This is a genomic window from Anaerotruncus sp. 80, from assembly GCF_009936115.1.
Lineage (GTDB): Bacteria > Bacillota > Clostridia > Peptostreptococcales > Anaerovoracaceae > Senimuribacter > Senimuribacter intestinalis.
In genome coordinates this window covers 20607-33750 of record NZ_QWES01000004.1, presented here as the reverse complement: position 1 = coordinate 33750, position 13144 = coordinate 20607, and the positions used below count along the sequence as shown (strand labels likewise).

The window sequence follows — 13144 nt, the reverse complement described above, 5'->3', positions numbered from 1 at the left end:
TGCAAAAATAAGAAAAGCAAAGATTGATGTTAAATAACATATAATAAAACATACAGGGGGGTTTTAATGAAACCCCCTATATATTTAAAAAGAATTGCTTAAAACGAAAATCAAGGAGATGCGGTCATGAAATTGGAACACTCAGAAAACAAAAAATTTTTCCATGTTGAGGGGGAGCGTATTAAAGACGAATTTGCCGCCAAGAAAATTGCTGACGGAAAAAATTCCTTTAGGGAAAATTTGCGTAAAGGGATAAAAGAATTGGAATTCGATATCTGGAGCGCACTGATTATAATTACAATTGTGGCAATTTTTGTAATGCAGGGAAAGATAGAGGGACAGATTGTAAAAACAAGAGATGCCATTGATGCCTTTGAGAGAAAAGCGATGGTACAGGCTGAGAATTTGAACTATTTTATGAATGAGTTAATTGAGGAGGGAGACAGTGATGATTAAAAGAAGCACATTGAAAAAAATAATTCTTGTGGTTCTTGTAATCATTTTAATCAAGCAAGTGCTCTTTTATGAAGATTTGCTGAAATGGTGGGAATGCTACGGTGCTCAGGGGAAAAATTATGATGACAGCATGTTGGGAGGCTATTTGGAGCGCTTGCAGGAGCGAATTCTTGAGTTTTTTTGCTGAGAGATAAATAGATTTATATAAGAAAATCATAGAAGGAGAAACTGGATTAAGAAGAAAAACGTCTATTTCTTTGCCGCTGTATCGGGTCTCTGCTACTTTTGCACATTTATCTTTTTCGTTTTCATCAGCCCGAGACAGCCGGAATATAAAAATGGCCTACTGTAGAATACATATATACTACAGTAGATGGTGAAATGAACGTTCCGGACAATCGGTTTTGCGGTTGTGACTGGGATTTCGACGGGTATGAAAAGTCGGTAGAAGTTGATACGAGCAATCGCAAGGTGACGATAGTTTTAGAAGAAACGACTGGCCTTGCGTTGAATGTAATTTATCCGAAGCAGCCTGAGCGAATCATCGTAAAAAGGTTTTCAAACGGTGACTTTCCGGAAAATGCGGAGGAAAAAAGTATTACAAAGGATTCAAAGCATTTTTCCATCAGCCCGGGTTATACATATTTGTTTGAATTGTGGTATGACGAAGAGCACGTTACTTATGCGCTGAGATGTGAGCCTTTTGACGAAATGAGTGAGGCTTGACCGGTTGTCTTGAAGAACGGGCTAGGCGCTAAGAGTTTTCGATATCCTTAAGAAAATTGTAAAAGTGTGATAGGGAAAGCAAAGAGATGAAGAAGAAAACGAACAGGGGAACGCTGGTAACCTGGATTGTCATTGTGGTAATCCTACTGGTTTTAAATGTTCCATGGCCGGTACACAAGGAACTGACCGGTATTATGATAAAAATGGATGACTCGGAATTTTGTGAAGAGGTTTCCATTGAACTTGACGGAAGCTACTACGTTAATTTCCTAAAGGAAGATGAATACTGGGGATATTTTCGCCTTTCCAATGATAAAATGACACAGAACGAGCAGGTCGCTTTCAATCTGTCAATTGGTGCGGATTATGAAGAAGACCTGAGCTATCGATTTTACGAAAAGGAAAATCCGTGGGAATTCGCACAAGTCTGCAATGAGTTAGGCGCATATGAGTCGGGACGGCTTTTGTCCAAACGATTCCTTCGCAAAATCTGCATAGAGGTGCCGGATTATGTGGAAAATGGATATGGTATCTATGATGGGATAGAGGAGCGTACCGGATACATGATTGTCACCGGTGTAAGCAATTATAAAGAGGCAATGAATAGGATAGATGCATGCTACAGCGATATCGTATTCATGCCGGAGCATTTGAAAGAGTGGCCCAACCGGGTGAAATTTTCCCACAAAATTCATACTTCGTAGTGTGTTTTTTAGGCATGTGACAGGAAGTATATGAAAAGATCGGAGATTCGGTAAAGGAGGACGAATCCTATGAACAAAAGCACCACATCTATGTTTGCTGTATTAATCATCGTTTCCCTGTTCGCGTCAGCTTTTGCGGCATATGACATATTCTGGAAAGAAACGGTAAAAGAAAAAGAACTGGGAAAACTCGAAAAAGGCGAAGTTTTTAGTTTGCGGACGAACAAGAAGCTGGTCGGCGGTATAGCAAATGAAGAGGATCACAGCATTATTCTTTCTATCAGATATAATAAAAATCGAAACCGGACTTTTGAATGGCAAATAAAGGATTATCCAACGGAAAAGTTTGCACCGGAGGAAGAAGCGTTTTGGCATGATGTGATTGACTATGCGGAGAAACGGATTACCGAGGCTAATGTAATCGAAGTACAGCATTTCCTTTTATGGTAGGCGATTGAAAATGGAATCAATGCCATAGTTGACGCAAAAGGGATTGTTTAGAAAAATAAATACAGATTTTTAAGAGGGGGTGCAAGAATATCTGAATTTCAAAAAAACATGGCGGATTATTTTGTGATATGTGTAAATGAATTTAGCAGCAATGATTTAATCGCTCACCAAATCTCTATCTTGACTTTCTATAAAAATCACAGTAAAATATAACTAGAGTGTTGGCTATAGCCGCACGAAGGGGCACACCACCGCGGGTGTGAACTTTCGTGCGGTTTTTTATTGTCAGAGGACCCGGGCACCCACCCGAAGCGTTGCGTCTGGAAAAGGTGGAGGGGCTTATCTTAGAAGCAAGATGCGAACTTAACTTAAAAAGCGCTTTTTTGAAAAAAGTGTATAAAAATTTTAGCAAAATTGTCGCTATAAGAGGGAAACCAAAGCTGTAGTCGGTGTAATTCAATGAAAATTGCAGGATTTTTAAGCTTCATCATATGAAAAGCAGGAGTGCGTTATACATTTTTTAGCGATTTTATTAATTTTGGTTAAGTTTTGACGTTTCTTTTATACATAAAAAAGGATTTTTTGGAATTTAGGTTAAGACGGCTTAGTACAAAGTGAAGAAAATCAGAAAGGAGACCGATATGGTAAGAATCAACGGTATTGATGTCAACGCCGCAGGAAAAAGTCTGGCGGCGTACATTGATGAAAATGATTATCCCCGCATGCGCATTGCGGTGGAGCGCAACGGAAAAATTGTGCCAAAGGCGAGGTATGAAGAAACCATTCTGACGGATGGCGATAAGATAGAAATTGTAAGTTTTGTAGGAGGTGGCTGATGGCAGAAAGGAGCGGAATTTTACCGGCAGAAGAAGAAATCAGAAAGTGTCTGGAACTTCGTCATACGAAGGCTGTGCAGGATAAGTTGGCGGCTGCAAAGGTTGCTGTTTGCGGGCTTGGAGGACTTGGCTCTGCGATTGCCATTGCGCTGGCGCGAAGCGGTATCGGGCAGCTTCATCTCATTGATTTTGATAGGGTGGATTTGTCAAATTTAAACAGACAGCAGTATGCGGTCAGCCAGCTGGGACAGCCTAAGCCGGAGGCACTGGCAGAGGAAATCAGGAGATTTTCTCCTTATGCAAAGTTTATTACCGATTTTATAAAGCTGACAGAGGAGAACATTCCACAGCTGCTGGCAGAAGATACATATATCTGCGAAGCCTTTGACAGCGCGGAACAAAAAGCTATGCTGACCAACTGCGTACTGACAGAATTACCGGGGAAATATCTGGTAGGCGGCTCCGGCATGGCGGGATACAGCGACAGTAATGCAATTCGAACGAGAAAAATCACAGAGCACTACTATCTCTGCGGTGACGGCGTTTCGGAAATCAGAGAGGGCTGGGGACTGATGGCGCCGCGAGTCATGATCTGTGCGGCGCACCAGGCGAATATGATAATCAGATTGATTCTGGACGAAGAGGTATAGAATAGGAGGAACAATATGGAAAAGAAAGACACGTGGAGCTTAGGCGGAAGAGAGTTTTCTTCCAGATTTATTTTGGGCTCCGGCAAGTACTCTATGGAGTTGATTAATGCGGCAGTGGAGCAGGCAGGTGCTGAAATTATCACCCTTGCGGTGCGCAGAACTAACACAAAGCAGAGCGAAAATATACTGGACTTTATTCCGGAACATGTGACCCTGCTGCCAAACACCAGCGGTGCAAGAACTGCGGAAGAAGCGGTGCGAATTGCCCGCATGGGAAGAGAATTGGGCTGCGGTGATTTTGTAAAAATCGAAATCATGAAGGACAGCAAATATCTGCTGCCGGACAATGTGGAGACGGTGAAAGCGACAGAGATTCTGGCAAAAGAAGGGTTTATCGTAATGCCGTACATGTATCCCGACCTCTATACGGCAAGAGATTTAGTCAGCGCCGGTGCGGCTGCCGTGATGCCGCTTGCGGCGCCAATCGGTTCCAACAAGGGCTTAGCAACTAGAGAGTTTCTGCAGATTCTCATTGATGAGATTGACCTGCCGATTATTGTGGACGCGGGAATCGGTAAACCTTCCCAGGCATGCGAAGTGATGGAAATGGGAGCGGCGGCAGTGATGGCAAACACCGCCATTGCGACGGCAGGCGATATTCCAGCCATGGCGTCGGCCTTTCGAAAAGCCATCGAAGCGGGAAGAAGCGCACATTTGTCAGGTCTTGGCAGAGTGTTGGAACGCGGCGCCAGTGCATCCGACCCATTGACTGGATTTTTGAGAGATTAGGAGGAAAATCCCATGAAAGAAAATCAGTTTTTTGTGGACTCGGAGAAGTTGAGTCCAAAGGCGCTGGCGCGGAAACACCAGATTGAGGAAGATCCGTCGGCGAGAACCAACCACATGGAATATATGGAAGGCATGGAGCAGATTGACTCTGACGTGATGGAGAAGGTGCTTAGCCAGATGCACACCTACGACTACGAACGCTACACAGAGGTTGACGTAAAACGGGCGCTGGCGGCCAATACCTGCTCGGTGGAGGATTTTAAGGCACTCCTTTCTCCAGCAGCACAGCCGTATCTGGAACAGATGGCAGAAAAAGCCAAAATTGAAACCGGTAAACACTTCGGCAATACCGTGTACTTTTTTACGCCGATTTATATCGCCAACTATTGCGAGAACTACTGTATTTACTGCGGTTTTAACTGTTATAACGATATTCGGCGGAAAAAACTTTCTCCGGAAGAGATTGAAAAGGAGATGCGGATAATCGCAGATTCCGGCATGGAGGAAATCCTGATTTTGACCGGGGAGAGCCGCAAGGTCAGCAGTGTGGAATACATCGGCGAGGCGGTTAAAATTGCCCGAAAATATTTCCGCAATATCGGAATTGAAATTTATCCTGTCAATGTGGCTGAGTACCGCTATCTTCATGAGTGCGGTGTAGACTATGTGACGGTTTTTCAAGAGACCTATAACGCTGACAAGTACGAAACACTGCATTTGATGGGGCATAAGCGGGTGTTCCCGTACCGTTTTGAAGCGCAGGAGCGAGCGCTGATGGGAGGCGTGCGAGGCGTTGCCATGTCAGCACTTCTCGGACTTTCTGACTTCAGAAAAGACGCTTTGGCATCGGCGCTACATGTTTACTATTTGCAGAGAAAGTATCCCCATGGGGAATTTTCGCTGTCCTGTCCGCGGCTCCGCCCTATCGTAAACAACGACAAAATCAACCCGCTTGACGTGGGCGAGCGGCAGCTTTGTCAGGTACTGTGCGCGTATCGGATCTTCCTGCCTTATGTGGGAATTACCGTGTCCACGAGAGAGGAAGAACATTTTCGCAACGGCATTGTAAAGATTGCCGCCACAAAGGTCTCCGCTGGCGTTTCCACCGGGATCGGAGACCATGAGAGCAAATATGACGGAAAGGACGCAGGTGACACCGGCGACGAACAGTTTGAAATCGCAGATGAGAGAAGTTTTGAGCAGATGTATCGGGACATTGAAAAAGAAGGTCTGCAGCCGGTAGTCAACGAATATATTTATGTGTAAAAAAATAGTAATCACAAATCGCCATTTGGTACATGGCGATTTTTTGACCCAAATCAGTAAAGTACTTGAAACAAAGCCTGCGGCGCTGATTCTTAGAGAAAAGGACCTGCCAGACGCAGAATACATGCAGCTGGCGCAGAAGGTGCTGCCTCTTTGCAGAGAACATGGCGTACCGTGTTTTTTCAACAATCGAGTAGCTCTTGCAGAAAAGCTGCACCCGGATGGGCAGCAGCTGTCTTTTGCTGCATTCTGTGAGAAGGAGGTGGGCACTGCCGGCATATTCGGGGTGTCAGTACACAGTCTGCAGGAAGCAAAGACTGCAGAAGCACTGGGCGCAAGCTTTGTCATTTTTGGTCATATTTTTGAAACGGACTGTAAGCCGGGTCTGCCGCCGCGGGGTCTGGCTGCCCTGAAAGAAATCTGCGCCAGCGTATCGATTCCTGTTTATGCCATTGGCGGCGTGAATGGGGAAAATTCCCCTTTGTGCGTGGAAGCCGGTGCGGCGGGTGTCTGCATGATGAGCGGATTTATGGAGATGGAGTAAAGTGGAAAAAATTCACCGCAAATATTTTGCCGAAAAAAGAAATATGTGCGTGACAAACCAGTATAATTGGTATAGAATGAATTTGTATACACAAATTCAAGCGTGTATCGCTAAATTGAATAGACTGCTTCCGCCGAAGCGGCCTAAGTTATAAAAAGAGAAAAGGAGAAAAACTTTATGACTATGGTAACCAACCAATTGGTAAACGATTGGGTAAAAGAAATGGCGGAATTAACCAAACCGGATGAGGTTGTCTGGATTGACGGGAGCAAGGAACAGCTTGATGAAATTAGAAAATTATCCCTTGCAACCGGTGAGATGATTGAGCTGAATCAGGAAAAATTGCCTGGCTGCCTCTACTACCGCACTAATCCCAAAGACGTTGCAAGAGATGAAAAGAGAACGGTAATCTGCACCAGCAGAAAAGAAGATGCTGGCCCTACTAACAACTGGGTTGCACCGGAAGAGATGTATGCGAAGATGAGCAAACTCTTTGACGGCTGCATGAAAGGCAGAACTATGTATGCCATTCCGTTTTCCATGGGCGTACCGGGAACAGAATTTGCTAAGATCGGTATCGAACTGACCGATTCTATTTATGTAGTACTGAGCATGGCGATTATGACCCATGTAAATCAGAAGGTAATTGATTTGCTCAACGAAGGCGCAGACTTCACAAAATGTCTGCACTCCAAAGCACAGATTAATGAACAGGAAAAGTACATTGCACATTTCCCTGAAGACAATACAATTTGGTCTATCAACTCAGCTTATGGCGGAAACGTGCTGCTTGGCAAAAAATGCCTGGCGCTGCGCATCGGTTCTTACCTTGGAAAACAGGAAGGCTGGATGGCAGAACATATGCTGATTCTGAAGATTGAGAACAAAGAGGGCGAAGCGAAATATGTTTGCGGCGCATTCCCAAGCGCTTGCGGAAAGACCAACCTGGCAATGTTGACGCCGCCTGACTATTTTAAGAAAAAAGGATACAAGATTTCTACCGTTGGCGATGATATTTCATGGCTGCGTATCGGTGATGATGGAAGACTGTATGCAGTTAATCCAGAAAACGGTTTCTTTGGTGTTGCGCCGGGGACTAACGAAAAGTCCAACCCGAATGCACTTAGAACCACACATAAAAATACCATCTTTACTAACGTGGCGAGAAACTTAGATGATAATACCGTATGGTGGGAAAAACTCGACAAGAATCCTCCAGAAAACGGTGAAGATTGGCTGGGCAATCCTTGGAACGGAAAGACTTCCGAAGAAAAGGGCGCACATCCAAATTCCAGATTTACAGCGCCGGCAGCAAACTGCCCGACCATCGCTGATGAATTTGCAACAGGAGAAGGCGTGCCTATTTCCGCAATTATCTTCGGTGGAAGAAGAGCAAAGGCTGAGCCGCTTGTTTACCAGGCAAGAGACTGGAACCACGGCGTATTTATCGGTTCTGCTATGGCATCAGAAACAACCGCTGCTGCCAATGGAAAAGTTGGCGTAGTGCGTCATGATCCGATGGCAATGCTGCCGTTCTGCGGATACAACATGGCAGAGTACTTCCAGCACTGGATTGACATGGGTAAAAAGATGACCAATCCACCGCAGATTTTCCATGTAAACTGGTTCAGAACTGACGAAAACGATGAGTTTATGTGGCCTGGGTTCGGTGATAACCTGAGGGTTATCCTGTGGATGCTGAACCGCTGCGAGGGAAGTGTTGACGCGGTGGAAACTCCGCTTGGTTATGAACCAAAGGCAGAAGATATCGATACCAATGAACTGGATATTGAGCCAGAAGTACTGGGGAAACTCCTTCGCGTAGACAAGGAGATCTGGAAAGAGGAAATCGCAGGAATTGAAGAATTTTACAGTCAGTTTGAATGGCTGCCTGAGGAAATTACCGAAAACCTCGACAGGCTGAAGGCGCAGATCTCATAAAAAGAAAAATTTACGAGGCTGTCTCAAGGAAAAATGAGGCAGCCTCGTTTGTATGTGCACCATTTAAGGCTAATTTACTATAAATGGTGCGGAAGCAACGAAATTCATTTTGCAGTAGCTTCCCGGCATTCATGGGAAGGAATGTTTTTAAAACTTTTGCTAGGAATTTTTTAGAAGTATGGTATACTGTATTTAATTTGTTACCCCATGAAAGAAGTAGGAGGCATTTTGAGTACGAAATGAAACACGAGGATCTGAAGTATCTGGCAGTAGCTTTGCCGGAGGATATTTTAAAAGAGAAGTGGAGCGGTCATTTTGATCGCGTGAGAGAAATTATTGCAAGACGTTTGGCGGGAGAACTGACTTATGATATGCGCTGCCGGCTGGAGTTGGAACTGACCAATCTAGAACATCTGGAAAAGTGTTACAACAGAACGGAAGCGGAAGCGCTAGCAATGGTGCAGGAGAGGATTCCATCTTTTACTGCGGAGGAACTTGATGAGCTGCGCCTTGAGAATAAAGTGGATTTTATTTATTTGAATGGAGAAGTGCGCTACTTGAGAAGCTTCTGCAGTACGCTTTTTAAGGTATATCCTGAAATGGAAGAGCGTGAGGCTCGGGAAAAGGGCGACGCTTATGAAAAGCAGGCGGCGAGAGCCGAGGAAGTGGAGGCTGTTGACCAGCTCGTTGAGAATTTAGTGGATGGACAGGAAACTTCAGCGCATATTCATATTCGCCAGAAGGTCTGGATTAATGAAGATGCCTTGGAAGAAGGAAAGCCTGTGCGCATTCACGTGCCGCTTCCTGTGGAACGACAGCAGATGAAAAATGTGAAAGTGATAAGCGTAACACCGCAGCCGAAGGCAATGCCTTCTCTGGAAGACGGTCACCCCGTTGCATACTTTGAGGAAAAAGCGAAAGCCGGTCAGGTATTTTCTGTGGAGTATAGCTTGGATCATGTGACGCATTTTGTAGACCTTTCCTGGGAAGCCATTGAGAAACTGGGTGAGGAGAAAGGCGACATTCCAGCAGAGGAAGCCCAGTATCTCTGCGAGCAGCTGGCGCACATTCAGTTCACACCGTATCTGAGAGGCCTGGCAGAGAGTTTAAAAGATCCTTCGGGCGATCTGCTGAAAACGGCAAGACGCATTTATGATTATGTGACAACCAAAGTGACCTACCGCTTTGTCAGAGATTATGCGGCAATCGACAATCTTAGCGAATACTGCGCAGTGAATCTTCGCGGTGACTGTGGTATTCAGGCGCTTTTGTTTATTACACTTTGCAGAATTTGCGGCATACCGGCAAGATGGCAGTCCGGGCTTGACACGAAACCGGGTAGTTTAGGCCAGCATGACTGGGCGCTGTTCTATCTGCCGTCCAAAGGCTGGCTGGGTGCAGACCTGTCCTACGGCGGGAGTGCCTACAAAAAAGGCAAGACGAAGCGCTGGGATTATTTCTTTGGAAATGTTGATCCGTTCAGAGTGCCGATTAATGATTCTTTCCAGGCGGAAATGGTGCCAGTGAAGAAATTCCCTAGAGAAGATCCTTGCGACAATCAGTGCGGAGAGCTGGAATACGAAGATCGCGGTTTGTACGGAAGCGACTGGGGCTGTGATTACGAGGAAATTGATATTCATAGGATAAAATAAATACGTTGTTATAGATTATTTGAAAACTGCATGGACGGTAAATTACCGCTCATGCAGTTTTAGCTTTTGATTAAAGATGCCTAATATCTTAAAAACCACTTGAAAAAATATGTCGGGAGGGGGTATAATATATATAAATTTTATAAGGAGGTAAACTAATGGAACAAAAGAAAAAGAAATTTGCGGTGCCTCATGTATACATCCTGCTGCTAGCACTTATTTTGTTATGCAGTATCCTTACGTATATTATACCAGCAGGATCATATGACATGATGACACTGGAAGACGGAAGAGAAGTTGTCAATGCAGAGACTTTTCACAATGTCGATTCGACACCAGTGAGCTTTTTGCAGTTCTTGACCGCAGTACCCCGCGGTATGCAGGAGTCTGCACAGATCATCTTCTTCATCTTTATTGTTGGTGGAACTATGGCTGTAGTACAAGAAACCAGAGCGATTGAAGCCGGCATGGGAAGATTGATCAAGGCGCTGAAGGACAAGTCTATTATAATCATCCCGATTATTATGGTTCTGTTCTCCATCTGCGGATCCGTATTCGGTATGGCAGAAGAGACCATCCCGTTTATTCCGATCTTCGTATCACTGTGTATTGCCATGGGATTTGACTCTATCACAGGTGCGGCTATCGTGCTGTGTGGTGCCGGTGCAGGATTTGCAGGTGCCTTCATGAATCCGTTTACGATTCAGGTTGCACAGGGTATCGCAGGCCTGCCGCCGCTTTCAGCTATGGGTTTCAGAGTAGTTCTATACATCTGCTTCGTATTGCTGGCAGTCACATTCGTTATGAGATATGCATTGAAGATTAAGAAGAATCCGCAGCTCTCCAACATGCATGAATTTGACAAAACCAGAGAGGAATCTGTAGATCTCGATTCCTTACCGGAATTTGGCGGAAAGGAAAAAGCAATTTTGATTGTTTTTGTCGCTTCTATTATCATATTAGTCTACTGTGTCATTCAGTATGGTTGGTATATGGACGAGATTGCAGCGCTGTTCCTGTGCATGTCTTTCATTGTTGCGACAATTGCAAGAATGGGATTCAACAACTATGCAAATGTACTGGGAAAAGGCATGGCTGACATCGCTTCCGGCGCACTGGTTGTAGGCTTTGCAAGAGGTATTTTGGTCGTGATGAATGATGGACAGATTTTACATACGATTCTGCAGGCTGCTGCTTCTGGACTGAGCAAACTACCTTCGATGGTATCTGCTGTCGGAATGTACATTTTCCAGTGCCTACTCAACTTCATTGTTCCTTCAGGTTCCGGACAGGCTGCTGTTTCTATGCCGATTATGGCTCCTTTGGGTGATCTGGTAGGCGTAACAAGACAGACTGCTTGCCTCGCATTCCAGATGGGTGATGGTATCTCTAATATCTTCACACCAACCTCCGGCTATTTTATGGCTGGACTGGCTATTGCAAAAGTGCCTTGGAGCAAATGGGCTAAGTGGATTCTGCCTTTAATTGGATTAGAATATCTGTTAGGTGCAATTTTTATCGTCATTGCACAGGCAATGCAGTTAGGACCATTTTAAAAAATGTTTACAGAAGAAAGGGCATATTGGATGATATGCCCTTTTTCCTAAGAGGAGATAAAATGAATTACAGTGAATTAAAAGAGAGAATTTTTTCTGAAATTGAAAAATATAGAGAAGAATTGACCGCACTGAATGACAATATCGCTGACAATCCTGAAATTTCCGGAGAGGAATATGAAACTTCTAAGAAAATCGTCAAACTATTGCAATCTCACGGTTATCAGGTGGAATATCCCTTCGCCGGGCGTGATACCGCTTTTAAGGGAATTTATGGGGAGAACCAGCATAAGCATAAGGTAGCAATTCTGACTGAATACGATGCTCTGCCTGAGATAGGACACGCCTGCGGACACTGCCTGTCAGGTTCGATTAGCATTCTTGCAGGTCTGGCAACGAAAGAGATGCAAGATGAGCTGGACACGGATATTCATATTATTGGCACACCTGTGGAGGAAACAGACGGGGCTAAGTGTCAGATGGCAGAAGATGGTGTTTTTGATGGGTACGATATGGCAATTATGGTACATCTGTACAATACCAGCCTGCTGACACCAAAATTACAGGGCTTGGCAGCTTACATGTACTGTTTCCATGGCAAAGCAGCTCACGCTTCAGCAGCACCGTGGGAGGGACAAAATGCGTTTAATGCAGCGCAGCTGATGTTCCACGCAGTAGATATGCTGCGTCAGCATAGTACACCGGATGCGCAGTTTCACGGCATCATTAGAAACGGAGGAGAAGCGCCGAATATTGTTCCGGAAGAGGTTACAGCAGAATTTTATATTCGTGCCCTGGATAAGCATTATCTGAAAAAGCTGATCGATAAGGTAGACGATTGTGCTGCAGGGGCGGCTATTGCGACCCAGACAACCTGGGAAAAATATCCTACGGCAGCCATCTATGATAATATGAAACCAAATCCTACCGGCGCAGCGGCTCTGGCTGAAATCTATGATGAGCTGGGAATTGAAGTAAACGGAGACCACGATAAAATCTTCGGATCCTCCGATGCTGGAAATGTCAGCTTTGCCTGCCCGGGTTTCCATCCTTGTCTGCAGATTGTTGATGAAAATATTCCGATTCATACCAGAGAATTTGCAGAGGCAATGAAAAGTGAGCGAGCCCATCAGGGTCTTGTAGTTGGAGCTAAAATTATCACACTGCAGATCGCAAAGATTTTCAGTGATGAAGAAAAGCTGAACGCTATGAAAGCGGATTTTGCGGAGAAGTAAATATGGGCTATGTATTGTTCTTTTTGCCGCCGGCACTGGCTCTAATCGCTTTTATTGCAGCAATTAAGAGAGGATTTAACAAGGCGGCATTTTTTGTATCTGCCGGTATTACTATGATCATCAACATGTTTGCGATACACAGTTTGACTTGGTATGGTCTTCTTTGTACATTGACTATACCCTTCGCAGGCATATACATCGTCATCTGCCTGGTGTTGTCTATTCAGGAGCATCGCAGCGGTCAGTAAACTTGAAAAAATACTGGATGAAAATAAAACCAATTGCATGACGATAGAAAAGTTGTATAAAGGTTATAAAGGCGTACACTTTAAATCTAAA

At 44.7% G+C, this 13144-nt stretch carries 15 protein-coding genes; all 15 read left to right on the top strand.

Features of this window, described 5'->3' with window-relative positions:
- The first annotated feature begins 126 nt into the window (after positions 1–126).
- The 15 genes from D1155_RS02985 to D1155_RS02915 all read left to right on the top strand — a co-directional run bounded on the left by D1155_RS02985 (position 127) and on the right by D1155_RS02915 (position 13053).
- Positions 127–456 (top strand): hypothetical protein, encoded by a 330-nt coding sequence (locus tag D1155_RS02985; protein ID WP_160200938.1) that lies wholly within the window; start codon positions 127–129, stop codon positions 454–456.
- A complete protein-coding gene (locus tag D1155_RS02980; RefSeq protein ID WP_160200937.1) occupies positions 449–643 on the top strand; it encodes a hypothetical protein in 195 nt (64 codons plus the stop codon). Before D1155_RS02985 ends, D1155_RS02980 begins: the two co-directional genes overlap by 8 nt.
- A 194-nt stretch (positions 644–837) precedes the next feature.
- A complete protein-coding gene (locus tag D1155_RS02975) occupies positions 838–1182 on the top strand; it encodes a hypothetical protein (RefSeq protein WP_160200936.1) in 345 nt (114 codons plus the stop codon).
- Positions 1183–1268: 86 nt separating this feature from the next.
- Entirely contained in the window at positions 1269–1886 is a 618-nt protein-coding gene (locus D1155_RS02970; protein ID WP_160200935.1) for a hypothetical protein, read from the top strand.
- Positions 1887–1955: 69 nt separating this feature from the next.
- Positions 1956–2336, top strand: coding sequence for a hypothetical protein (locus D1155_RS02965; RefSeq protein ID WP_160200934.1), 381 nt, complete (start codon positions 1956–1958; stop codon positions 2334–2336).
- Positions 2337–2977: 641 nt separating this feature from the next.
- Positions 2978–3172, top strand: coding sequence for a sulfur carrier protein ThiS (thiS, locus tag D1155_RS02960; RefSeq protein ID WP_160200933.1), 195 nt, complete (start codon positions 2978–2980; stop codon positions 3170–3172).
- Complete coding sequence (gene thiF, locus D1155_RS02955; protein ID WP_160200932.1) at positions 3172–3822, top strand: thiamine biosynthesis protein ThiF; 651 nt, start codon at positions 3172–3174, stop codon at positions 3820–3822. Before thiS ends, thiF begins: the two co-directional genes overlap by 1 nt.
- Positions 3823–3837: 15 nt before the next feature.
- Positions 3838–4611: a thiazole synthase gene (locus D1155_RS02950; RefSeq protein ID WP_160200931.1), complete on the top strand. Its 774-nt coding sequence runs from the start codon at positions 3838–3840 to the stop codon at positions 4609–4611.
- A 12-nt stretch (positions 4612–4623) separates the two neighbouring features.
- Entirely contained in the window at positions 4624–5877 is a 1254-nt protein-coding gene (thiH, locus tag D1155_RS02945) for a 2-iminoacetate synthase ThiH (RefSeq protein ID WP_160200930.1), read from the top strand.
- The gene (locus D1155_RS02940; RefSeq protein ID WP_160200929.1) at positions 5870–6421 is read left to right on the top strand and encodes a thiamine phosphate synthase; all 552 of its coding nucleotides are present in this window, start codon (positions 5870–5872) and stop codon (positions 6419–6421) included. Before thiH ends, D1155_RS02940 begins: the two co-directional genes overlap by 8 nt.
- Before the next feature lie 150 nt (positions 6422–6571).
- On the top strand, positions 6572–8362 hold the full coding sequence (locus tag D1155_RS02935) for a phosphoenolpyruvate carboxykinase (GTP) (RefSeq protein WP_275557657.1): 1791 nt from the start codon (positions 6572–6574) through the stop codon (positions 8360–8362).
- Positions 8363–8601: 239 nt separating this feature from the next.
- Positions 8602–10014 (top strand): transglutaminase-like domain-containing protein, encoded by a 1413-nt coding sequence (locus D1155_RS02930; RefSeq protein ID WP_160200927.1) that lies wholly within the window; start codon positions 8602–8604, stop codon positions 10012–10014.
- A gap of 158 nt (positions 10015–10172) precedes the next feature.
- Positions 10173–11570 (top strand): AbgT family transporter, encoded by a 1398-nt coding sequence (locus D1155_RS02925; RefSeq protein WP_160200926.1) that lies wholly within the window; start codon positions 10173–10175, stop codon positions 11568–11570.
- Positions 11571–11632: 62 nt separating this feature from the next.
- Positions 11633–12805, top strand: a complete 1173-nt coding sequence (locus D1155_RS02920; protein WP_160200925.1) for a M20 family metallopeptidase — start codon at positions 11633–11635, stop codon at positions 12803–12805.
- Between the two features lie 2 nt (positions 12806–12807).
- Positions 12808–13053, top strand: coding sequence for a hypothetical protein (locus tag D1155_RS02915; protein ID WP_160200924.1), 246 nt, complete (start codon positions 12808–12810; stop codon positions 13051–13053).
- Positions 13054–13144: the final 91 nt, after the last annotated feature.

What these genes read in the sequence shown, in the direction of transcription:
- D1155_RS02940 (WP_160200929.1), top strand. Translation starts at nt 5,870, where the DNA reads ATGTGTAAAAAAATAGTAATCACAAATCGCCATTTGGTACATGGCGAT.
- D1155_RS02930 (WP_160200927.1), top strand. Translation starts at nt 8,602, where the DNA reads ATGAAACACGAGGATCTGAAGTATCTGGCAGTAGCTTTGCCGGAGGAT.
- D1155_RS02975 (WP_160200936.1), top strand. Translation starts at nt 838, where the DNA reads ATGAACGTTCCGGACAATCGGTTTTGCGGTTGTGACTGGGATTTCGAC.
- D1155_RS02950 (WP_160200931.1), top strand. Translation starts at nt 3,838, where the DNA reads ATGGAAAAGAAAGACACGTGGAGCTTAGGCGGAAGAGAGTTTTCTTCC.
- D1155_RS02915 (WP_160200924.1), top strand. Translation starts at nt 12,808, where the DNA reads ATGGGCTATGTATTGTTCTTTTTGCCGCCGGCACTGGCTCTAATCGCT.
- thiH (WP_160200930.1), top strand. Translation starts at nt 4,624, where the DNA reads ATGAAAGAAAATCAGTTTTTTGTGGACTCGGAGAAGTTGAGTCCAAAG.
- D1155_RS02970 (WP_160200935.1), top strand. Translation starts at nt 1,269, where the DNA reads ATGAAGAAGAAAACGAACAGGGGAACGCTGGTAACCTGGATTGTCATT.
- D1155_RS02980 (WP_160200937.1), top strand. Translation starts at nt 449, where the DNA reads ATGATTAAAAGAAGCACATTGAAAAAAATAATTCTTGTGGTTCTTGTA.
- thiS (WP_160200933.1), top strand. Translation starts at nt 2,978, where the DNA reads ATGGTAAGAATCAACGGTATTGATGTCAACGCCGCAGGAAAAAGTCTG.
- D1155_RS02965 (WP_160200934.1), top strand. Translation starts at nt 1,956, where the DNA reads ATGAACAAAAGCACCACATCTATGTTTGCTGTATTAATCATCGTTTCC.
- D1155_RS02925 (WP_160200926.1), top strand. Translation starts at nt 10,173, where the DNA reads ATGGAACAAAAGAAAAAGAAATTTGCGGTGCCTCATGTATACATCCTG.
- D1155_RS02920 (WP_160200925.1), top strand. Translation starts at nt 11,633, where the DNA reads ATGAATTACAGTGAATTAAAAGAGAGAATTTTTTCTGAAATTGAAAAA.
- D1155_RS02985 (WP_160200938.1), top strand. Translation starts at nt 127, where the DNA reads ATGAAATTGGAACACTCAGAAAACAAAAAATTTTTCCATGTTGAGGGG.
- thiF (WP_160200932.1), top strand. Translation starts at nt 3,172, where the DNA reads ATGGCAGAAAGGAGCGGAATTTTACCGGCAGAAGAAGAAATCAGAAAG.